Consider the following 22,353-nt stretch of genomic DNA (forward strand, 5'->3'; position numbering starts at 1 on the left):
GAGGAGCGTGCGCAGGTGCTGATCGCCGGTCGGTACCGGCTGCTCGACCTGGTGGGTCGCGGGGGCATGGGTCGGGTGTGGCTGGCCCGCGACGAGATGCTGCACCGCGAGGTCGCCGTCAAGGAGATCGTGCCGCCGACGTGGCTGGCCGACCACGAGCGCGCCGAGGCACGCTCGCGCACCCTGCGGGAGGCCCGCGCCGCGGCCCGGCTCAACCACCCCGCCGTGGTCCGGCTCTACGACGTCATCTCGGTCGACGACAACCCGTGGCTCGTGATGGAGTACGTCCCGTCCCGCACACTCCAGGACCTGGTGGACGCCGAGGGGCCACTTGAGCCGGCCCACGCCGCCCGGATCGGCCTCGCCATCCTCGACGCGCTGCACGCCGCGCACACCGCCGGGGTGCTGCACCGCGACATCAAGCCACAGAACGTGCTCGTGGCGCACGACGGTCGGGTGATGCTCACCGACTTCGGGCTGGCCACCTTCGACGGCGGCGACGGGGTGACGACCCGCCCCGGCATGGTCCTCGGCTCCCCGCAGTACGTGGCACCGGAGCGGGCCGCCGAGGGGGCGTCCACTGTCGCCGCCGACCTGTGGTCCCTCGGGGCGACCCTGCACGCCGCCGTGGAGGGCCGTTCCCCGTACGCCCGCAGCACCGCGATGGCCACCCTGAGCGCACTGGCCGCCGGCCCGCCGGACCCGGCCCCGCACGCCGGGTCGCTCGCGCCGGTGCTCGCCGGGCTGCTGCGCCGCGACCCGCGCCACCGCCTCGACCACGCCGCGGCCCGCCGGTTGCTGCTCCGGGCCGCGGCCGGCCACACCGACCCGTCCCCGACATCGGGGGCAGCGTCGCCGCCGAGGTCGTCGCCCGGCTCGTCCTCGGGGTCACCGTCCGCGTCCGGGTCCGCGTCAGTGTCCCGGTCGTCGCCGGGGTCGTCCTCGCGGCCAGCGTCAGCGTCCGGGTCATCGTCGGCGTCGGCGTCCGGGGCGGGGTCGGCGGGTCGGCTCGATCCGGCGCCGGGCGACCCGCCCGCCGGGGCCGACGAACTGGCCGGTCAGGAGCCGACCATCCCGCTTCCCCCGCCCGGTCAGGACAACGGACCGGGCGATGCGGTTCCGGTGCCCGACGAACCGAAGGGGCGGCGCACGACACGGCGGGCCGCGCTGGTCGCCGTGTCACTACTCGTGGCCGCGGCCGCCGGCGTCGGCACCACCCTGGCCGTGACCGCCGACCGACCCGCCGACACTGCCCGGACCTCCGACCCACCGCCGTACGCACCGCCGGGCGGCGGCGGCCCGGACGGCCCCGGCCCTGGCCCCGAGCGGCGCCGACCGCCACCGGGCGGGCCCGGCGTGCCCCCGCCACCGTTCGACTGCGTCCGCCCGGACATCGGCGGTGCCCCGGTGCCGGCCCGCGCGCCGGCCCCCGGCGAACGGTTCCGGCCGCCGTCCGGCTGGATCTGGCACGCCGACACCGCCGGCTTCCGGGTCTCCGTGCCGGCAACCTGGTACTACTCGCGCGACGGGGTGACGGCCTGTTTCCAGGACCCGGCGACCGGCCGGGCGTTCAGCGTCGCCGCGGGCGGCGCCACCGATCCGCTGGTCGGGCTGCGGCAGGTCCGCGACGCGGCGGCCGGAGCCGGGGCACTACCCGAGTACGACGAGATCCGACTCGCCGCGCGCGACGGCGGTGCGGAGTGGGAGTGCCGCTGGCGGGCACCGGACGGGCCACTGCTGCACGCCCGACAACTCGTCGTCGGCGCCGCACCCTGGACACTGGGTTGGATCACCGCCGAGGAAGACTGGGCGGCGGCCGACGCCGACTGGGCGGTGGTGCGAAAGAGTTTCCGACCACCCCGCTGACCTGCACCGTACGGCCATGATCCGGACCACCGTCCGGCGTGGATCGAGGCCGCTCAGCGGATGAGAACACCGAGATCGGTGGCTATCGTGTAACCCGGGGTGACCAAGGGGGAGCGACCGTGCATCAGTTGCTGATCGCGGGTCGGTACCGGCTGCTCGACCTGGTCGGCACCGGCGGGATGGGTCGGGTGTGGCTTGCTCGCGACGAGATGCTGCACCGCGACGTCGCGGTGAAGGAGGTCGTGCCGCCGTCCTGGCTGGCCGAGGCCGAACGCGAGGAGTTGCGGCTGCGGACCCTGCGCGAGGCACGCACCGCCGCCCGGCTCAATCACCCCAATGTGGTCCGCATCTACGACGTGGTGCACGACCGGGAGAGCCCGTGGATCGTGATGGAGTACGTGCCGTCCCGGTCGGTGCAGCAGATCATCAGTGCCGACGGGCCGCTGAGCCCGCAGCGCACCGCCCGGATCGGGCTGGCGGTGCTCGCCGCGCTGCGGGCCGCGCACGCCGCCGGGGTGCTGCACCGCGACGTGAAGCCGCACAACGTGCTGGTCGCCGACGACGGGCGGGTGGTGCTCACCGACTTCGGGCTGGCCACCTTCGACGGTGGTGAGGGTGCGATGACCGGCCCGGGCACCGTGCTCGGTTCGCCGCAGTTCGTCGCGCCGGAGCGGGCCCGCGAAGGGGTGTCGGATCCGCGTACCGACCTGTGGTCGCTGGGCGCGACGCTCTACGCGACGGTCGAGGGGCAGTCCCCGTACGCCCGGTCGAGTGCCATGGCCACGCTCAGCGCACTGGCCACCGACCCACCGGACCCGATGCGCCGCGCCGGCCCGATGCGCCCCGCGCTCACCGGCCTGCTGCAACGCGACCCCTGGCGGCGGTTGACCGCCACCGAGGTGGAGCCACTGTTACGCGCTGTCGCGGCGGACCCCGACCAGCCCGTCGCGCCGGAGCGGTCCTCGGCGGTGGCCGCGGTACGCAGCGCGAGCCGAGCCGTCCAGCCCGACCCGGTCGAGCCGCAGGCCCCGCCCGACGAACCGCCGACGCCGGCTCGCCCGACGGGCAACCGGCCCGGCAGACGGCGTCGTCTGATCGTTCTGGGCGGAGCGACAACCGCCCTCCTCGTCGCCGCGGGTGTGACGTTGACACTTGCCGGCCGCCACGTCGAGCGGACACCACCGTCCGGCTCCGGAGGCGGCACGCCGACCTCCCGGCCGGCCGCGTTCTCCTGCGCGGCACCACCGCCACCGCCGTCGACGGCCACGCCGGTGGCCTCGGTGTCGCGCCCGGCCGACGCGCCCTACCGGCTGCGCGACGGCTGGACCTGGCACGTCGACCCGACCGGGTTCCGGATCGCCGTGCCGGTGGGCTGGACACGCTGGACCGAGGGGGCGGTGACCTGTTTCCGGGAGCACGACGGCGCCCGGGTGCTCAGTGTCGAGGCGGGGCCCGTGCGGGCCGACCCGGTGGCGTACTGGAAGGCCGAGGAGACGCGGCTCACCACCGGCGAGGCGCTGCTGACCGGCTACCGCAGGGTGGACATCTCCGCGATGGACATCTTCGAGGGCGGCGCGGTCTGGGAGTGCGGCTGGGTGAACGCCGCCGGTGACGAGCTGCACAGCTTCCGGTTGCTGGCCAACACCTCGGCCGACCGTTCCTACACCGTCTCGTGGTTGACAAAAGAGTTCGACTGGCAGGTCAACGCGGCATACTTGCCGATGATCCGGCAGAGCTTCAGCCCCGCGGCGTGATCCCGTCCGATGTGGACCTTCCGGGTGATGCCCCTGCGGCGCCGACGCTGACTACAGTGGCGTAGTTTTGGCGCTCAAGATCCCTGGGGAGGGTGAGCCGAGATGATGGGACCGCAACACGCGCTGTCCGGCGCGGCGGCGTGGTTGGCCGGGTCCTGGGCACTGGACCAGTTCGCCGACTACCACCAGTCGCCGCTCGCGTTGGCGGTGGGCACCGCGGTGTGCGCCGGCGGCGCCCTCTTTCCCGACCTCGACATGTCGGGCAAGGTGACCAAGAACCAGGGTGGGGCCACGGTGGCCCGCACCTTCGGCGTCTTCTCGCTCTTCGCCGCCGAGGTGATGGAGAAGATCTCACTCGGGGTCTACTACGCCACGAAGCTCAGCAGGGACCCGCGCCGCAACAACGGGCACCGGACACTGACCCACACCCTGCCGTTCACCGTGCTGGTCGGCTGGGGCACCACCGCGCTCTGTGCCGCGTACGGCAAGTGGGCGGTGATCACCATCCTGTTCTTCATGTTCGGCCTCGCCCTGCGCGGGCTGTTCGACGAGTGGGCCGAGCGGGCCGGCTGGGTGATCATCACGCTGGCGTCGGCCGGGGCCGCCTGGTTCACCTTCGCCAACCTTCCGGGTGGGCGCGGCTATCCGCTGATCGGCACCGCCCTGGGGGTGGGCTGCTTCGTGCACATCCTCGGCGACATGATCACCCGAGCCGGTGTGCCGATCCTCTGGCCGATCCCGATCAAACGACGCATGTGGATGATGATCGGCCTGCCGAACCGCATCGCCCTGCGGGTCGGCAGCAAGGCCGAGGTGGTCGGCATGCGCATCGCGCTGACCGTCGTCTCGGCGCTGGCCACCGTCGGCCTGATCGCGCCCTCGGTGCTGAGCCGGTTCGACATCGAGATGTGACTGGTCCGGCGCTCGGGTCACCGCCGACGGCCGACGACCGGGTGCCGGCGTTCTGGCACGCGCTGGGGCTGCCCGGCCTGGCCGACGTACACGTGCACTTCCTACCACCACGGCTGATGCGCCGGGTGTGGGCGTACTTCGACGCGCCCGGGCCGCTGGTCGGCACCGAGTGGCCGATCCGGTACCGGTGGAGCGATGCCGACCGGGTCGCGCACCTGCGCCGCCTCGGGGTGCGGGCGTTCAGCGCCCTCGCGTACGCGCACCGGCCGGGCATGGCGGCCGACCTCAACCGCTGGACGCTGGAGTTCGCCCGCGACACCCCGGGTTGCCTGCCCTCGGCCACGTTCTTCCCCGAACCGGACGCCCCCGGATACGTCGCGGCGGCACTGGCCGGCGGGGCCCGGGTGTTCAAGGTGCACGTGCAGGTCGGTGGTTTCGCGCCGACCGACCCGGCGTTGGACCAGGTGTGGGGGATGCTGTCCGACGCGGATGTGCCGGTGGTCGTACACGCCGGGCACGCCCCGGTGGGAACGGCACACACCGGCCCCGACTCGTTCGCCGCCCTGCTCGCCCGGCACCCTCGCCTGCCCGCGGTGGTGGCGCACCTCGGCGCACCGGACTATCGGGAGTTCATGGACCTCGCCGTTGCGTACGAGCGGGTCCGCCTGGACACCACGATGGCGTTCACCCCGTTCCTGGACCAGTTCGTCCCCTTCCCCCGCGACGAGTTGCCCCGGCTGCGCGAGTTGGGGTTGGCCGGCAAAGTGCTGCTCGGCAGCGACTTCCCGAACATCCCCCACCCGTACGCCGACCAACTGACCGGGTTGGCCCGACTGGACCTCGGCGACGACTGGCTGCGCGCGGTCTGCTGGGACAACGCCGCCAGGCTGTTCGATCTGACCTGACCGGGGCATCCCGCCCCACTCCGCCGCGCCCTCGCACCCCCGCGCACGGCAGGACGAGCGCAAGCCCAGCGTGGCGGGCCCAGCGCGCAAGATCCGCGCAACAGGGATGTTGCTGCCCCAGCCCAGCCCAGCCCAGCCCAGCCCAGCCCTCAAGATCGTGCTCGATCCTCGTTGTCAACACCGTTGCGTTAGGGCTGTAGCCGGCGGGTCAACCCGGGACAGGAAGTGCCCGATCGGGGAGCGGGTTGGCCCCGGCTTGGCGATCATGGAGTTGTGGTGCCGACTTTGGGGGTTTTACGGGCGTTCTGTTACCCACCACAACTCCATGATCGGCGAGGCAAGTGCTGGTTGACGAACAGCCATTCCACCTAACGCAACGGCGTTGACAACCAGGATCGAGCGCGATCTTGAGTAGGGCTCCTCCGGGACGCACGCGGAAGCGCTCGGCACGCTGCGGGCACGACGGGCGGGCAGGACGGGCGGGCAGGACGGGCGGGCAGGACGGGATCGCGCTGCTCCGAATTCTCTTCGACATCGGCTATTGACGTCGCCGTAACAGGTGGCCTAGCGTCTGTCGAACCGCTTCGTCGAAGCGTTTCGACGATCATGCGGGAGCGATCCCACGCCTGGCCAGAGGAGGTGCGCGGTGGCCACCATGCACGACGTCGCCCGCCTCGCGGGCGTCTCGGTCAGCACCGTCTCGTACGTGCTCACCGGCGCCCGACCGATCTCGCAGGCCACCCGGGGCAAGGTGCTCGCCGCGATGGCCGAGCTCGACTACCAGCCCAACGCGATGGCCCGTGGCCTGGCCAGTCGCCGCAGTCGGATCCTCGGCCTGCTGATGCCGATGGACGAGCGCGGCCTCGGTGCCACCGAAACCGCCTTCGTCACCGGCGCCGCGGCGGCGGCCAGCGCGGCCGGCTACCACCTGGTGCTCTCGCCGGTCGGTGGTGGTGACCTCGACGACCTGCGTCGGCTGGCCACCCAGCGGATGCTCGACGGTGTCGTGCTGATGGAGGTCCAGCTCGCCGACGAGCGGGTCACCGTGCTCCAGGAGGCCGGCGTACCGCTGGTCCTGATCGGCCGCACCGGCGACACCAGCGCGCTCTCCTACGTCGACATCGACTTCGACCAGACCGTCCGGGAGGCCGTCGCGCACCTGGTCGGTCTCGGGCACCGGCGGATCGTCTACGTCAACCACTCGGCCGCGACGGTGGCCAGCGGTTACGGGCCCGCGCTGCGTACCCGGGACGCCTTTGTCGCGGCGATGACCGGGCACGGCCTCGACCCGCTGATGATCACGGCCGAGGACAGCGCCGCCGGCGGTCGCGCGGCCCTGGCCGCCGCGTTCGCGCAGGCCCCGGAGCTGACCGCCGTGCTGGCCATGAACGAGACCGCGATCTTCGGCATCCTCGGCGAGCTGACCGGGCGCGGGTTGTCGGTGCCCGAGGACGTCTCCGTCGTCTCGATGGTCACCTCGACGCAGGTGGCCGAGTTGGCGACCCCGGCGCTGACCGCGATGACGTCACCCGGGTCGGCGCTGGGTCGGATCGCGATCGAGGCGCTGGTGCGCCACCTGGACGGCCCCGGCGATCAACGCCACCAGCAGTTGCTGCCCTGCGCATTAGAGATCCGGGGATCGACAGCCGCACCACGAAGCCGCCACCTCATGGGGGCTGACCAGTAGGAACGGCCCGCCGCCGCGCTGCAACGCGACGACGGGCCCCGTGCAGTACCGCTAGATACTCAACGAGGAGGATTGTAATGCAGCGACTCCGCCGGATCGTCGCCGCGATCGCCCTGGCGGCGACCGCGACGACCACCGTGGCCGCCTGCGGCGGTGGCGACAACGGGGACGACAGCGACGCCAAGGTTCTCAAGCTCTGGCACTACGAGAGCGAGAACAGCGCCATGGGGGTCGGCTGGAACAAGGCCATCGAGATCTTCAAGACCGAGCACCCGGGCGTCGAGGTGCGCTTCGAGCGCAAGGCGTTCGAGCAGATCCAGCAGAACGCCGGCATGATCATCAACTCGTCCGAGGGCCCGGACATCATGGAGTACAACAAGGGCAACGCGACCGCCGGTCTGCTCTCCACCCAGGGCCTGCTCTCCGACCTGAGCGCCGAGGCCGACAAGCGCGGCTGGGCCGGCAAGCTCAGCCCCAGCCTGCAGACCACCGCCCGCTACAGCGACAAGGGTGTGATGGGCTCGGGCAAGTGGTTCGGCGTGCCGAACTACGGCGAGTACGTCACGGTCTACTACAACAAGGACCTGTTCCAGCGCAACGGCGTCAAGGTGCCGACCAGCATGGCCGAGATGACCGCCGCGATGGACACCTTCGTCGGCAAGGGCGTCACCCCACTGGGCATGGCCGGCGCCGAGTACCCGGCCGGGCAGCTCTTCTACCAGCTCGCCCTGTCCAAGGGTGACCGGCAGTTCGTCGACAACTACCAGCTCTACAAGAACCCGGTCGACTTCAAGGCCGACCCCCTCAAGTACGGCGCGGACACCTTCGCCGAGTGGGTGCGCAAGGGCTACGTCGCCAAGAACTCGGCAAGCCTCAAGGCCGAGGACATGGGCACCGCCTTCATCGGTGGCAAGGTTCCGATGATCGTCTCGGGTAGCTGGTGGTTCGGCCGGTTCAAGACCGAGATGAAGGCCAACTGGGACACCTTCCTCTTCCCCGGCAACACCCTGCAGGCCGGCTCCTCCGGCAACCTCTGGGTCGTCCCGGAGAACAGCAAGGCCAAGAGCCTGGCGTACGACTTCATCGACATCACCCTGCGTCCGGAGATCCAGGACCTGATCGGCAACAACGGTGGTGTGCCGATCGCCGCCGACGCGTCGAAGATCAGCGACCCGAAGGACCGCAAGCTGATCGAGGACTTCAACACGGTCAGCAAGTCCGACGGGCTCGCCTTCTACCCGGACTGGCCGGTCCCCGGCTACTACGACGTGCTGGTCTCCGGCTTCCAGGGCCTGATCAACGGCTCCAAGTCCCCCGACCAGGTTCTCGACGCGATCGCCAAGCCGTACGCCGACGGCGTCAAGGAGATCACCGGCAAGTGACACGGCGAGCGGCGGGCGCGACCGGTACGACCGGCGCGCCCGCCCGCCCCGCCGGGAAGGATCTTCCATGGCAGTCTCCGAGACCGTCGCCGCCACACCATCAGCCGCGACGCCCACCCCGCCCGCGCCCAGCCGCAGACGCCGCGGCCGCGACGCGGCGTACTGGCTCTACCTGCTCCCCGGAGCGGTGCTCTTCCTCCTGGTGATCGGCGCACCCCTGGTCGGCACCCTCTACCTGTCGTTGACCAAGTGGTCCGGCATCGGTGACCCCAGGTGGGTCGGCCTGGACAACTACCAGCAGTTGATGCAGGACGACGTGTTCTGGGCGTCGTTCCGCAACACCGTCTGGATGATCGTCGCGATGGTGGTGGTGCCCACCCTGCTCGGGCTGTTGCTCGCCGCGGTGCTCTTCGACGTGATCGGCCGGCGGTTCAAGCCTCGCACCGCCGCCGCGCTGCGGGCCGCGTTCTACCTCCCGCAGGTGCTGCCCGTCGTGGTGGCGGGCATCGTCTGGGGCTGGATCCTGCGCCCCGACGGCGCGTTCAACAGCCTGCTCGACGCGATCGGTCTGGGCGCGCTGCGCCACGACTGGCTCGGCGACCCGGGCACCGCCCTGCCGGCCGTGATGGCGGTGATGATCTGGGTGCAGATCGGCTACCCCGTGGTCGTCTTCATGGCGGCGCTGCAGCGGGTCGATCCGGAGCTGTACGAGGCGGCCGAGGTCGACGGCGCGAACTGGGTCCACCGGTTCCGCGCGATCACCCTCCCGCAGATCCGGCCGGAAACCTTCGTGGTGGCCCTGACCTGCACCATCGCCGCGCTGAAGGTGTTCGGGCCGATCTTCGCCCTGACCCGGGGCGGCCCGGACAACGCCACGAACGTGCCGAGCTACTTCGCGTACTACACGTTCTTCAAGAAGTTGCAGGTCGGCTACGGCTCCGCGATCTCCACCGTGCTTACCCTGATCATCGTTCTGGTGGCCGTGGTCTTCATCTGGATGCAGGCGCGCAGCGAGCGCCGGGACCGGGGGAACTGAAATGGCCGTCATCACTCCGCTGCCCGTCCGGGGCCCCGTACCCGATCGGCACCACCGCGGCGTCAGCCGCTGGATCGTGCTCGCCCTGGTCGTCCTCGGCGCGCTGGTCATGCTCGTGCCGTTCGCGTTCATGCTGCTCAACGCGTTCAAGTCGCCAGGTGACTACTCGTCGAGTGGCCCGTTGAGCTGGCCGAGCGAGTTCTACACCAAGGGTCTGCGCACGTACTGGACCGAGGTGAACTTCCCGCTCAAGCTCTGGAACTCGGCGTTCATCGCCGGCTCCGTGGCCGTGCTCGGCGTCGCCGTGTCACTGCTCAACGCGTACGCCCTGGGCATCGGCCGGGTCCGTGGTCGGCTCTGGATCGTCGGGCTGTTCCTGCTGGCCAACATGCTGCCGCAGGAGGCACTGATCTACCCGCTGTACTACGTGGCGAAGCAGATCGGCCTCTACAACACCCAGCTTTCGGTGATCATCATCTTCACCGTCATCCAGAGCGCGTTCGGCACCTACCTGCTCGCCTCGGTGCTGGGGACGTTCCCGCGTTCGCTGCTGGAGGCCGCCGCGCTCGACGGCGCCGGCAAGTGGACGGTGCTGTGGCGGGTGGTCTTCCCCAACCTGCGGCCCACCCTCTCGGTGCTGCTCATCTTCTTCTTCATCTGGACGTGGAACGAGTTCCTCATCCCGCTGGTCATGCTGATCGACAACCAGACGCAGACGATCCCGGTCGCGCTCGCGTCGCTGCAGGGTGACCGGCTGATGGACGCTCCGACCACGAACGCCGGCGCCCTGATCAGCCTGGTGCCGGCGATCCTCTTCTTCCTCATCTTCCAGCGCACCCTGGCGCGCGGCATCACGGCAGGAGCCGAGAAGTGAAGTTCACCGACGGGTACTGGCAACTACGCCCCGGTGTCAGCGTCCTACGCCCCGGCGTGGTGGAGTCGGTCGAGCCGGACGAGCGCGGCTTCACCGTCTTCGCGCCGACGGCCCCGATCACCGGTCGCGGCGACACCCTGAACCGTGCCCTGGTCACCGTCCGGTTCTTCTCCCCCGCCCCCGGCGTCATCGGGGTGACCATCGCCCACCACACCGGCGGGCTGCCCCGCGAGCCGCACTTCGGGCTGAGCACCGACGAGACGCACCCGGTCACCGTCGACGTCACCGGGATCAGCGCGACGCTGACCACCGGTGAGCTGACCGCGCGGGTCGCGCTCGTCGACGGGTGGCGGGTCGAGTTCCGGCACGGCGACCGGCTGGTCACCGCGTCCACCGGGCGCAGCATCGGCGTCGTCACCGACGCCGAGGGCCGCCGGCACGTGCACGAGCGGCTCGCGCTCGGTGTCGGCGAGACGGTGTACGGGTTGGGCGAGCGCTTCGGCCCGTTCGTCAAGAACGGGCAGACCGTCGACATCTGGAACGCCGACGGTGGCACCGCCAGCGAGCAGGCGTACAAGAACGTGCCGTTCTACCTCAGCAGCGCCGGCTACGGGGTGTTCGTCGACCACCCGGAGCACGTGTCGTTCGAGGTCGGCTCCGAGGTCGTCGCGCAGAACCAGTTCAGCGTCGAGGGGCAGTCGCTCACCTACCACGTCATCGACGGGCCCGACCCGAAGGACGTGCTGCGCCGCTACACCGCCCTCACCGGCCGACCGGCCCGCATCCCCGCCTGGTCGTACGGGCTGTGGCTGTCCACCTCGTTCACCACCTCGTACGACGAGAAGACGGTGACCGAGTTCGTCGACGGGATGGCCGAGCGCGGGCTGCCGCTGTCGGTGTTCCACTTCGACTGCTTCTGGATGCGCCAGTTCCACTGGGTCGACTTCGTCTGGGATCCGGCGACCTTCCCCGACCCGGAGGGGATGCTGCGCCGGCTGCACGAGCGGGACCTGAAGGTGTGCGTCTGGATCAACCCGTACATCGCGCAGCGCTCGTACCTGTTCGAGGAGGGCCGCGAGGCCGGCTACCTGGTCCGCAACCCGGACGGGTCGGTCTGGCAGTGGGACAAGTGGCAGGCCGGCATGGCGCTCGTGGACTTCACCAACCCGGACGCGGTGCGCTGGTTCACCGGCAAGCTCAAAGCCCTGCTGGACATGGGCGTCGACTGCTTCAAGACCGACTTCGGTGAGCGCATCCCGACCGACGTGGTGTGGCACGACGGCTCGGACCCGCAGCGGATGCACAACTACTACTCCTACCTCTACAACAAGGCGGTCTTCGAGCTGTTGGAGACCGAGCGCGGCAAGGGCGAGGCGGTGCTGTTCGCCCGTTCGGCCACCGCCGGGGGGCAGCAGTTCCCGGTGCACTGGGGCGGCGACTGCGAGTCGACGTTCGTCGCGATGGCCGAGTCGCTGCGCGGCGGGTTGTCGCTGGCCGCGTCCGGCTTCGGCTACTGGAGCCACGACATCGGCGGCTTCGAGGGCACCCCCGATCCGGCCGTGTTCAAGCGGTGGGTCGCGTTCGGGCTGCTCTCCTCACACTCGCGGCTGCACGGCTCCGGCTCGTACCGGGTGCCGTGGGCGTTCGACGACGAGGCCGTGGACGTGCTGCGGCACTTCACCCGGCTCAAGCTCGGCCTGATGCCGTACCTCGCGGCCGCCGCCCAGGAGGCGCACCGCGACGGTACGCCAGTGATGCGCCCGATGTTCCTGGAGTTCCCGGACGACCCGGCCACGGCGCACCTGGACCGCCAGTACATGCTCGGCCCGGACGTGCTTGTCGCGCCGGTGTTCAGCGCCGACGGCGACGTCACCTACTACGTGCCCGCCGGCACCTGGACGCACCTGGTCAGCGGCGCGCAGGTCACCGGCCCGGCGTGGGTCACCGAGAAGCACGCGTTCGACAGCCTGCCGGTGCTGGCCCGGCCCGGCGCGGTCATCCCGTTCGGCTCCCGCACCGACCGACCGGACTACGAGTGGGCCGACGATGTGCGGCTGCGGCTGTACGCACCGGCCGAGGGGCAGCGGACCCGGGTCCGGGTACCGTCACCCGGGGACGGGCCGGGCGCCGAGTTCGACGTGCGCTACGAGGGCGGGACGGCCAGTGCGGAACTGGTCGCCGGTGCCTCGACGGGCTACAGCTGCGAGATCCAGGGGACGGAACGATGACGCGACACCACTTCCCGGAGAGCTTCGTCTGGGGGTCGGCGACAGCCTCGTACCAGATCGAGGGTGCGGCCACCGAGGACGGCCGCGGACCGTCCATCTGGGACACCTACAGCCACACGCCTGGTCGGACGCTCAACGGCGACACCGGCGACGTGGCCGCTGACCACTACCACCGGTGGGCCGACGACCTGGGGCACATCGCCGATCTCGGGCTCAGCGCGTACCGGTTCTCCATCGCCTGGCCGCGGGTGCAGCCGGGCGGCTCGGGCCGCTTCAACCAGGCCGGCGTCGACTTCTACTCGCGGCTGGTGGACGGTCTGCTGGAGCGGGGCATCCATCCGGTGGCCACCATGTACCACTGGGACCTGCCGCAGGAGTTGGAGGACGCCGGCGGCTGGGCGGCACGGGAGACCGCGTTGCGCTTCCAGGAGTACGCGGCCGGCATCGTCGGTGCGCTGGGCGACCGGGTGCACACCTGGACGACGCTCAACGAGCCGTGGTGCTCGGCGTACCTGGGCTACGCCTCCGGCGTGCACGCCCCGGGTCGGACCGAGCCGGCGGCGGCGCTGGCCGCGGTGCACCACCTCAACCTCGCGCACGGCCTGGCCGGTCGGGTGGTCCGGGAGCTGGCGCCGGCCGCCGAGTTGTCGGTGACGCTCAACCTGCACGTCATCCGGGGCGCCTCCGACTCGGCAGCCGACTCCGACGCGGTGCGGCGGATCGACGCCCTGGCCAACCGGGCGTTCCTCGGGCCGATGCTGGACGGTGAATACCCGGCCGACCTGCTGGCCGACACGGCGTCGGTCACCGACTGGTCGTTCGTCCGTGCGGGCGACGAGAAGCTGATCGCGGTGCCGTTGGACGTGCTGGGGGTCAACTACTACTCCAGCACCCTGGTCCGGGCCTGGGACGGGGTGTCGGCCCGCTCCGACGCCGACGGGCACGGTGCGTCGACGTCGACGCCGTGGGTCGCCGCCGACAACGTCGACTTCCTGCCGCAGCCCGGCCCGTACACGGCGATGGGGTGGAACATCGACCCGCCGGCCCTGACCGAGCTGCTGCTGCGCCTGCACCGGGAATACCCCAGCCAGCCGATGATGATCACCGAGAACGGCGCGGCGTTCGACGACGTGGTGTCGGCCGACGGCCGGATCCACGACGACCGGCGGATCGACTACCTGCGCCGGCACATCGGTGCGATGGCCGACGCCCGCGCGCAGGGTGCCGACGTCCGTGGCTACTTCGTCTGGTCGCTGCTGGACAACTTCGAGTGGGGCTACGGCTACGACCGCCGCTTCGGGATCATCCGCGTCGACTACGACACGCAGGTCCGCACCTGGAAGGACAGCGCGCACTGGTACCAGCGGCTGGCCGCCACCGGCGAGCTGGACTCGGCGCAGGACTGAGGTCTGCCACGCCCGCTCCGATCACCACCGGTCGGGCGGCCATGCCCTGACGAGCGTGATGCCGGTGAGTCATCTTGATGACTCACCGGCATCACACGTTCTGGGATGCGCGACGCGACGCCTCCCGCGGCTCGCGATTGACGACGTGCGCCACTGCCTCTCAGGTGCCTGACCTGGCGTCGGTGGGTCCAGGACCCTGTCCTGGACCCACCATCACCGGTCTTAGTTCTCGTTACGTCGCAGTCTCAGTCGGGCCAGCAGTAGCAGGGCCACACCGAGGCCGACTCCGGCGCTCCCTATCCCCAGCATCGGCCAGGTCGAGGTGCCGGTGACCGGCAACGGGTGCTTGGTCGGGTAGCCCGTCGGGTTCACCGGCGGCTGGGTCGTCGGTGCGGAGGTCGGCCCGGTCGGTGTCGGCGTGGGCAGCGTCGGTGTGGGTGTCGGCCCGGTCGGTGTGGGCGTCGGCCCGGTCGGTGTGGGCGTCGGCCCCGTCGGTGTGGGGGTCGGTGTCGTCGGTGTGGGGGTCGGCGTCGTCGGTGTGGGGGTCGGCGTCGACGCTGTTGGCGTCGGCGTCGGTTGGGAGCAGTTCAGCAGCGTCGAGAACGGGAAGTCGTGGATCTCCCCGCCGTCGTGCGTCAGCGTCCGGCTGATGATGCTTCCCTCGATGTTGCCGTTCGTCGCGGCATTCAGGGCGGCGTTGGGCGCGTAGATCGTGCCCTCCAGCGTCGCGCTGTCGTCGGTGAGGGTGATCGAGGTGGCGGTCGGGAGGTTGAACAGGATGTATCTGGCCTGGTCTCCACCGATCCCGGCGAAGTTCGGCACCCGCCAGACGAACGCGTCACCGACGTCGCTGGTGTCCACGTTGACCAGCAGTGGCGTTTCGGCGGTGGGCTGGTCGGCGAAGGTGAGCACCGAGATGTTGGCAAGATCGCTGGCGGACAGGTTGAGCACGTTCGTGACACCGGGGGCGAGGTTGACCACCGCGTTGCTGCCCGGCGGAACGGGCCGGGGCAACGGGGCACCCTCCGGAGTGGTCAGCACGACGTTCTGCTGACAGGTGGCCAGGCTGGTGGCGGTCGCGCGGAAACCCTCGAACGCGCTGCCGAAATCCAGCGGCGAGGAGGGGCCGACACTCGCCACGGGTTGCCGGGTCACGAGCTCGACCCGGGGTGCTGCCTCGTAGTCGTCCACCGGCAGGACCCGGGTGTTGACCAGGGCACCGTTGTTGTCGGTGTCGCGGACGAAGGTGCCGGTCAGGTCGCCGACCTTCACGTAGCCGCTCCCCAACACCTGCAACCGCGACCCGGGGACACTGGCGGCGAAGTCGACCCGGCCGCCCACCAGCAGGGCCGTCGGATTACTGTCCGGCGGCACCACAAAAGACCCGGCGCTGCTCCCGGCGACCTGATAGTTGCCGAAGCTGAGGTTGCCCCCGACCGCGATGGTCCCCTCGTTCTCGGCACCGATCAGCCGCGCGTCTCCGGCGGTCATGACCAGGAAGCCCTGCGTGCCGGCCACCGGATCGACGGCTAGCCGGGGCTGGGCCTCGGAGGTGGTCGCCAGCATCGCCAGCAGGACGGCGGTCGCCCCGCCCACCAGGGGCAGAAGCAGGCGTCGAGTGCCCACCCTGGTAGTCGCTCTCATCTGCACTGTCTCAGCAAAGGTCACGAACCGGTAACGAGCCCCCTCGCGGCAAGGGGTGCCCGGTCCAGGAAATCACCCAAAAGGTGATGCATCGCCCAAACCACCCCATCAACGGCTCGGCCCGGAGTCACCGGAGAGGGGCTGGCCCCGATCAGGGGGTGGGCAGGTCGGCGCAGAGCTTGCTCGGGAAGGCCGGCTCGGTGGCGCGGACGCGTCCGCAGCCGGCCTCCGTCGAGCTGGCGATCCTCTTCCAGCCGCCCTGGCCGGCCCACCGCAGGAAGTAGCGACGCACGTTGACCGACGAGTCGCAGCCGGGCCGCGCCTCGACACCGCACGGCACCGGATCGAACGGCACCGTCATCACCAACCAGATGCCGTCGCAGCCCTCGACCGATCCGGTGGAGTGCCGGGACACGTCCATGCCGCGGACCACGACGCCGACCCACGCCTGGTCACAGTGGTCCTTCGGCATCGGACCGCACCCGAACGTCGGGTCGCAGCGGTGGTACGCCGCGCCGTCGACCTTCCACGGCTCCTGGTTGAGCACGACGGTCCGGCCGGCGATCGGCCCCGACGCTGTCAACGTCACCTCGGCCGGTGTGTGGGTGGGGCAGGCCCCGACCACCGCGGACAGGCGCGATTCCTGCACCACGTCGGCGTGGACGCGGTTGTTCTCCTCGACGAGGTTGGTGATTCGCGGGTTCCGGGAGCAACCGTCCGCGTCACCCGGCAGCGCCACGGTCAGCACGAGCGAGCGCAGGTCCGTGCCGACCCGGACGGCCGTGACGTCAGCCTGGTAGGTGGCCCAACCGGCGTCTGCGGTCGGGCCGTCCCGCACCGGCGTTTCGCCCGGCCTGGCGCAGCTGACGAGCGCGGCCAGGCACAGCAGGGGGGTGGCGAGTCGACGCATGGCACCGAGTATCGCCGCTGGGCGGCCCGGCACATCAGCACGGATACTCAGGCCACCTCAGACCCCGACCCGCTGCGGCGGGACGGTCAGGCCGTAGAGCGCCATCAGCTCCGGGGTGTCGACGCGGCTGCCGTCGGCCACCGAGTCGCAGGCGATGTCGACGATCTGGTCCTTGTGCGCCAGCAGGTACGGTCGGGCGCCCACGTCGGCGCTGGCCAGGGTGGCGATGCCGGGCCAGTGCCGGCGGCCGAACAGCATCGGGTAGCCGCGCAGCCCGTCGTAGGTGGCGCAGACCAACACATCGGGGTACGGCAGTGCGGCCACCCGGCGAACCGCGACGGCGGTCAACCCCGGCATGTCGACGGGGACCACCACCACCGCCTCGATCCCCTCGTCGTCCAGGGCGGCCAGACCGGCCCGGATGGACGAGCCGACCCCGGTGCCCCACGCCTTGTTGATGACGACTGTGGCCCGGCCCAGGTCGGCGGTTTCCCGGACCTGCTCGGCGGCGGCACCCAGCACGACCACGATGCGTTCGCAGCCCGCCTCGGTCATCGTGTCGATCATCTGGTTGACCAGTGGCTTCTCGCCCTGGTGCAGCAGCGCCTCGGGACCACCGATCCGTCGTCCCCCGCCCGCGGCGATGATCATTCCTGCGATCCCGTTCAGCTGCGCCCCCTCCAGCGTGGGACCGACCGTGACCGGTCCGCCCCTCCTACGGACACTGCAACGAGGACGGCCAGCCGAGAGTAGCGGGGCGAAAAGGAGAAATAGTGCAATCGTTATACACCACTCCGCTGATTCGACGATCAGGACGACAAACGTGCGGCGGCGAGCGCGACCGGCATCGCGTCCCGCGGCGGCCGACCCAGCAACCCGGCGAGGTCCGCGTGCCCGCCAGCGAGGAAACCGGCCGCCGTCGCCGAGTAGATCGACATCAGCATGGCTGGCTGGAAGGGCAGCAGGTTCAGATCGTCCAGGGCGCGCCGCTGCGCACCCAGCGACACCGGGCGATAGGGCACCTCCAGCGCCCCGGCAAGTGCGGCCGCCGTCAGCGCGACCGGGCCGGTCAGCTCGTACACCCGGCCACGGTGCACGGTCGGGTCGTGGGCCACCCGCACGGCGGCGTCGGCGAGATCCTGCCGGGTCACCGCAGCCAACCCTCCCGTCCCGAACGGAGCCGCCACCACACCGCCGACCGGCGCCGCCAACTGACCGAACAACTCGGCGTAGATCCCGTTGCGCAAGATGGTCCACCCCAGGGCGCTCTCCTGAAGGCGGCGCTCGGTCCACCGGTGCGCCAGCGCGAACGCCAGGTGGTCACCACCGCCGGCCAGGCTCGTGTAGACGACATGTTCCACCCCGTACCGCTCGGCGGCCGCGATGACCCGGCCGTGGCGGGCGATGACGACGTCGTCCTCGCCGTAGCCGGCGGAGACCAGCACCAGCACGCGAACCCCCGCCAGGTCCGGGCCCGCCGGGTCGTCGAAGTCCATGGCGCGACCAGAGTCGCCGTACGGGGCGGGACTCCGGGAGCCAGCCAACGGCGACATTCCCCGGGCGAACAGCCCGGCGTGGATGAGTGAACCCAGGTGCCCGGAGGCACCGGTGACCAGCAGCATGGCGATCCTTCCAGTGGTACTGATCAGGAACTAACCTCATCGTTGGGAACCACCGGACCGGGCACAAGGAGGCACTTCCGTGTCAGTAGGCCACACCGCGGTAACCGCCGCCCTCGAACCCTGCGGGCTGCCCGAGCACCCGGACTGCGGGATCCGCGACGTGCTCGACCGCATCGGCGACAAGTGGTCGGTGCTGGCGATCGTCGAGCTGTCCGTCGGCACCAGGCGTTTCCGCGAGCTGCAACGCGCCATCCACGGCATCTCGCAGCGGATGCTCACCCTCACCCTGCGCCGCCTGGAACGGGACGGCCTGGTGCTGCGGACGGTCTTCCCGACCGTCCCGGCGACGGTGACCTACGAGCTGACCGACCGCGGCCGAAGCCTTACCCACCTGGTTCGGCAGTTGACCGACTGGTCACTGGCGCACAAGGACGCGATTGCCGAATCCCGCCAGGCGTGGGACGCGGCGAACCCGGGGTCAGCCGTCTCCTGACCCGATCGGCCGCCGGGCGGGCCACCCAGGTCAGGCCGCGTCGGCGTAGCAGTCCACGATGGACAGGTCGAGCGGAAACCGGACCGGCGTGGCACCGAAGAGCAGCGTGGAGGCCCGCTCGCCGCACCGGGTGACGGCCGCGGCGACCGCATCCGCCTGCGCGGCCGGCGCGTGCACGACCACCTCGTCGTGCTGGAAGAAGACCAACTCCGCGTCGGTGTCGGCCAACTCCGTGCGCAGCGTGGCAAGCAACGTGGAGGCCCACTCGGCAGCGGTGGCCTGGATGACGAAGTTACGTGTGAAACGACCCCTCGACCGCGCGGCCCGCGCCCGGGGACCCTGCGGATCGGCCGCCGCGTCCGGGTCGGAGGGCGCGTCGTCCGGATCGCCGAACCCCACCGAGCCGGGCGGGCACGTCCGCCCCAGCCAGGACCGCACCAGCCCACCCGCCTCGCCGGTGCGCGCCGCCGCCTCGACGAAGGCGAACGCCGTCGGGTAACTACGCTTCAGCACCGCCAACGCGGGCACCGCCGCGCCGCCGGTCTGCCCGTACATCGCGCCGAGCAGCGCCACCTTGGCCTTGGCCCGGTCGCCGCCGAACGAGTCGCGGGCCAGCGCGGCGTAGAGGTCGCCGGCCCCGCCCGCCGCCGCCAGCCGGGCGTCGCCGGAGACCGCCGCCAGCACCCGTGGCTCCAACTGGCCGGCGTCGGCGACCACCAACCGCCAGCCCGGATCGGCCACCACCGCCCGGCGGATCACCTTCGGGATCTGCAACGCGCCACCGCCCCGGGTCGCCCAGCGGCCGGAGACGACCCCGGCGGGCACGTACTCCGGTCGGAACCGCCCGTCGCGCACCCACTGCTCAAGCCAGGACCAGCCGTGCGCCGTCCAGATCCGGTAGAGCTCCTTGTATTCCAACAGCAGCGGCACCGCCGGATGGTCGACCCCGCGCAGCACCCAGGCCCGGGTGTTGGGCAGCTCCACCCCGACCCGGGCGAACGCCTTCAGCAGCTCCGCCGGGGAGTCGGCGTGCAGGCGGCGTACGCCGAACGCGTCGGCCATCCGTGCGGCCAGCTCGGCGAGTCGGCGTGGTGGGCCACCGACCGGGGACGCCTCGCCGAGCAGCTCGTGCAGGATCTCGTCGTGCACGTCGGCACGCCACGGCAACCCGGCGGCACCCATCTCCACCGCGATCAGCGCGCCAGCCGACTCGGCGGCCACCAGCAACCGGAACCGGCCCGGGTGCTCGGTCGCGGCGACGCGGGCGAGCTGGTCGGCGTACACCTGGATCAGTGCGTCGATGCCCGGCCCCGACGGGCCGGGCAGCGTGTCGAAGAGCGCGCCCTGGCCGTGCCCGGGAGGCGCGGCGGCGCGCGGTGGTGGGTCGGGCGGCACCGGCGCACCGGTCAGGCGGGCCCAGGCCGCGGCCAGCGCGCGGGGCTCGCCCCAGCGGCCCGCCTGCCCGAGCAGCAACGCCTCGGTCAACTCCACGTCGTGGCACCTGTCGACCCGGACGCCGGCACGCAGCAGCGGCGGGTAGACGGAGGTGGCGGCGGACCAGACCCAACGCGGATGCTCGGCGGCCTCGCGGGCGGCGACCGCGGCGACCAGGTCGACGACGGGCTCGGTCGGACCGAGCGGCCGGCCGGCCGAGTCCAGTGGGCAGAGCACTCCCCCACCTCGCTCGTCGGACACCACCGCCACCAGCACGAACGTGATTCTGCCTCTCCCGTGCGACAGAACCGGAGGCGGACCTCACCGGCGTCGGGTCCCTGCGGTGTCGGGGACGGTCGGTAGCGTGGTCGGGTGCCCCCAGAGATCCCGCATTCCGATCCCGGCACTCCCGACACCCGGGGTCCGATGCGATACCTGTGGTGGCTGGTCCGCTGCCAACCCTGGCGGGTGCTGCGCGGCAGCCTGATCGGCACGGCCTGGATGGTCGGGCTCTCCGCCCGGCCCTACCTGATCTACCGCGCCGTCGACGACGGGCTGCGCCCGGGAGACACGCGCGCCCTGGTGTTCTGGGTCGCGGCGATCGTCGTCGCGGGGGTGGCCCTGTCCTACCTCGGCATCATGCGGCACCGCACGATGACCTTCATCCGGGAGGACGCCAAGGCCCGCTCGGCGGAGGTGCTGCTGCGCCACCTGTCCCGCATCGGCGCGGTGCTGCCCCGCCGGGTCGGCGCGGGTGAGGTGTCCACCATCGGCGGCTCCGACATCGACTGGACCGCGCAGGTGCTGACGCTGACCGGGCCGGGCGTCGGCGCGGTCGTCGCGTACGCGATCATCGCCGTGGTGCTCTGGTCGATCTCCCCGCTGCTGGCGCTCTGCGTGCTGGTGGGAGTGCCGGCGGTCGGCCTGGTCGTCGGGCCGCTGCTGCGCCGCCTGGAGCGGGTCGAGTCGGTCTACCGCCGGCAGCAGGGCGCGCTCACCGCCCGCTCCGGCGACATCGTGGCGGGGCTGCGGGTGCTCGCCGGGGTGGGCGGCCGGGACCTGTTCGCCCGGCGGTACGCGGCCAGGTCCCAGGAGCTACGCGCGGAGGGCTACCGGGTCGGCGCGGTCTACAGCTGGATCGACGCGGCGACTGTCGCCATCCCCGGGTTGTTCCTGGCGGCGGTGGTGTGGCTGACGGCTCGGATGGCGGTGACCGGTGCCGTCACGATCGGCGAGTTGGTGGCCGTCTACGGCTACGTGGCGACCCTGATCGTGCCGGTGTGGTTCCTGCTGGAGGGCAGTCACCAGCTGATCCGGGGGCGGGTCGCGGCCCGGCGGATCGCCGACCTGCTCAACGTGGCCCCGGACGAGGTCGGTGGCCCGGGTCGCCGGTGGTCGGGCGCGGTGCCCGACGCACGCCGGCCGGGTGCCCTGGCCGCACCGGCCGGCCCCGCCGACCTGCACGACCCCCAGAGCGGCCTGACCGTGCCCGCCGGCCGGCTGACCGGGGTGGCCGCCGACGACCCGGCGGTGGCCGTGGCGCTGGCCGACCGGCTCGGCCGGTACGTCGTCAGCGACACCACCTGGGGCGGTGTGCCGTTGACCGCTGTCGCCCTGGACGAGGTCCGTTCCCGGATCGTGGTCGCCGACCACGACTCGTACCTCTTCGCCGGGACACTGCGCGACGTGCTGCGCCCCGGGGCCGACGACGACCGGATCCGGGCGGCTCTGCGGACCGCCTCGGCGGACGACATCGTCGACGCCCTGCCCGCCGGGCTGGACACCCCGCTGGACGCGCGCGCCCGGACGCTCTCCGGCGGTCAACGCCAACGGGTCCGCCTGGCCCGGGCTCTCCTCGCCGAGCCGGAGGTGCTGATCCTCGTCGACCCGACCTCGGCGGTGGACGCGCACACCGAGGCGCGGATCGCCGAACGGCTGCGTGCCGCGCGGGCCGGGCGGACGACCGTGGTGATCGCCACGTCGCCGCTGCTGCTCGGCCGCGCCGACGTGGTCGCGTTCCTGAGCGCCGGCCGGATCACCGCCACCGGCAGCCACGCCGACCTGCTCGACGCCGACGCCGCCTACCGGCACCTGGTGGCCCGGGGCAGTGCCGACCTCGACCAGCCCACCGACACCGAGGTCTACCGGTGAACCGGCTGCCGGTGGCCGACCGCCGCACCGTACGTCGCGCCCTGCGCGA

The 22,353-nt window shown here is 71.6% G+C and carries 17 protein-coding genes; 12 read left to right on the plus strand and 5 right to left on the minus strand.

From position 1 onward, the window contains the following. Positions 1-15: 15 nt before the first annotated feature. From AB0B14_RS25275 to AB0B14_RS25320, 10 genes are all read left to right on the plus strand, one after another. A complete protein-coding gene (locus AB0B14_RS25275) occupies positions 16-1,866 on the plus strand; it encodes a serine/threonine-protein kinase (protein WP_357524560.1) in 1,851 nt (616 codons plus the stop codon). Positions 1,867-1,985: 119 nt separating this feature from the next. Then, the gene (locus tag AB0B14_RS25280; RefSeq protein WP_357524562.1) at positions 1,986-3,620 is read left to right on the plus strand and encodes a protein kinase; all 1,635 of its coding nucleotides are present in this window, start codon (positions 1,986-1,988) and stop codon (positions 3,618-3,620) included. Between the two features lie 102 nt (positions 3,621-3,722). Beyond that, positions 3,723-4,532, plus strand: coding sequence for a metal-dependent hydrolase (locus AB0B14_RS25285; RefSeq protein ID WP_357078131.1), 810 nt, complete (start codon positions 3,723-3,725; stop codon positions 4,530-4,532). Then, the gene (locus AB0B14_RS25290; RefSeq protein ID WP_357524564.1) at positions 4,529-5,437 is read left to right on the plus strand and encodes an amidohydrolase family protein; all 909 of its coding nucleotides are present in this window, start codon (positions 4,529-4,531) and stop codon (positions 5,435-5,437) included. Before AB0B14_RS25285 ends, AB0B14_RS25290 begins: the two co-directional genes overlap by 4 nt. A gap of 655 nt (positions 5,438-6,092) precedes the next feature. Continuing rightward, positions 6,093-7,124, plus strand: a complete 1,032-nt coding sequence (locus AB0B14_RS25295) for a LacI family DNA-binding transcriptional regulator (RefSeq protein WP_357078169.1) — start codon at positions 6,093-6,095, stop codon at positions 7,122-7,124. 77 nt (positions 7,125-7,201) lie between these two features. Then, complete coding sequence (locus AB0B14_RS25300) at positions 7,202-8,506, plus strand: extracellular solute-binding protein (protein ID WP_357078125.1); 1,305 nt, start codon at positions 7,202-7,204, stop codon at positions 8,504-8,506. 67 nt (positions 8,507-8,573) lie between these two features. Then, the gene (locus tag AB0B14_RS25305; RefSeq protein WP_357524566.1) at positions 8,574-9,542 is read left to right on the plus strand and encodes a sugar ABC transporter permease; all 969 of its coding nucleotides are present in this window, start codon (positions 8,574-8,576) and stop codon (positions 9,540-9,542) included. Position 9,543: 1 nt separating this feature from the next. Then, entirely contained in the window at positions 9,544-10,416 is an 873-nt protein-coding gene (locus AB0B14_RS25310) for a carbohydrate ABC transporter permease (protein WP_357078119.1), read from the plus strand. Beyond that, positions 10,413-12,644: an alpha-xylosidase gene (yicI, locus tag AB0B14_RS25315; RefSeq protein ID WP_357078116.1), complete on the plus strand. Its 2,232-nt coding sequence runs from the start codon at positions 10,413-10,415 to the stop codon at positions 12,642-12,644. Before AB0B14_RS25310 ends, yicI begins: the two co-directional genes overlap by 4 nt. Then, the gene (locus AB0B14_RS25320; protein WP_357524568.1) at positions 12,641-14,050 is read left to right on the plus strand and encodes a GH1 family beta-glucosidase; all 1,410 of its coding nucleotides are present in this window, start codon (positions 12,641-12,643) and stop codon (positions 14,048-14,050) included. Before yicI ends, AB0B14_RS25320 begins: the two co-directional genes overlap by 4 nt. 222 nt (positions 14,051-14,272) lie before the next feature. Here AB0B14_RS25320 and AB0B14_RS25325 read toward each other — a convergent pair whose 3' ends face one another. The 4 genes from AB0B14_RS25325 to AB0B14_RS25340 form a co-directional block, all read right to left on the minus strand. Continuing rightward, positions 14,273-15,616 (minus strand): choice-of-anchor A family protein, encoded by a 1,344-nt coding sequence (locus AB0B14_RS25325; protein WP_357524585.1) that lies wholly within the window; start codon positions 15,614-15,616, stop codon positions 14,273-14,275. A gap of 229 nt (positions 15,617-15,845) precedes the next feature. After that, positions 15,846-16,604 (minus strand): hypothetical protein, encoded by a 759-nt coding sequence (locus tag AB0B14_RS25330; RefSeq protein WP_357524569.1) that lies wholly within the window; start codon positions 16,602-16,604, stop codon positions 15,846-15,848. A gap of 57 nt (positions 16,605-16,661) precedes the next feature. Beyond that, positions 16,662-17,255, minus strand: a complete 594-nt coding sequence (locus tag AB0B14_RS25335) for a nucleotidyltransferase family protein (RefSeq protein WP_357078107.1) — start codon at positions 17,253-17,255, stop codon at positions 16,662-16,664. Positions 17,256-17,413: 158 nt separating this feature from the next. Further along, positions 17,414-18,226: an NAD(P)H-binding protein gene (locus AB0B14_RS25340; protein WP_357524571.1), complete on the minus strand. Its 813-nt coding sequence runs from the start codon at positions 18,224-18,226 to the stop codon at positions 17,414-17,416. A gap of 79 nt (positions 18,227-18,305) precedes the next feature. Between AB0B14_RS25340 and AB0B14_RS25345 the strand changes: the two genes are divergently transcribed. After that, a complete protein-coding gene (locus tag AB0B14_RS25345; protein WP_357078100.1) occupies positions 18,306-18,719 on the plus strand; it encodes a helix-turn-helix domain-containing protein in 414 nt (137 codons plus the stop codon). A gap of 30 nt (positions 18,720-18,749) precedes the next feature. Here AB0B14_RS25345 and AB0B14_RS25350 read toward each other — a convergent pair whose 3' ends face one another. After that, entirely contained in the window at positions 18,750-20,459 is a 1,710-nt protein-coding gene (locus AB0B14_RS25350; RefSeq protein ID WP_357524587.1) for a bifunctional 3'-5' exonuclease/DNA polymerase, read from the minus strand. A 120-nt stretch (positions 20,460-20,579) separates the two neighbouring features. On the opposite strand from AB0B14_RS25350, the gene AB0B14_RS25355 reads away from it, so the two are divergent. Continuing rightward, a complete protein-coding gene (locus AB0B14_RS25355) occupies positions 20,580-22,304 on the plus strand; it encodes an ABC transporter ATP-binding protein (protein ID WP_357524589.1) in 1,725 nt (574 codons plus the stop codon). Positions 22,305-22,353: the final 49 nt, after the last annotated feature.

The sequence above is a fragment of the Micromonospora sp. NPDC049171 genome, assembly GCF_040648275.1.
Classification (GTDB): domain Bacteria; phylum Actinomycetota; class Actinomycetes; order Mycobacteriales; family Micromonosporaceae; genus Micromonospora.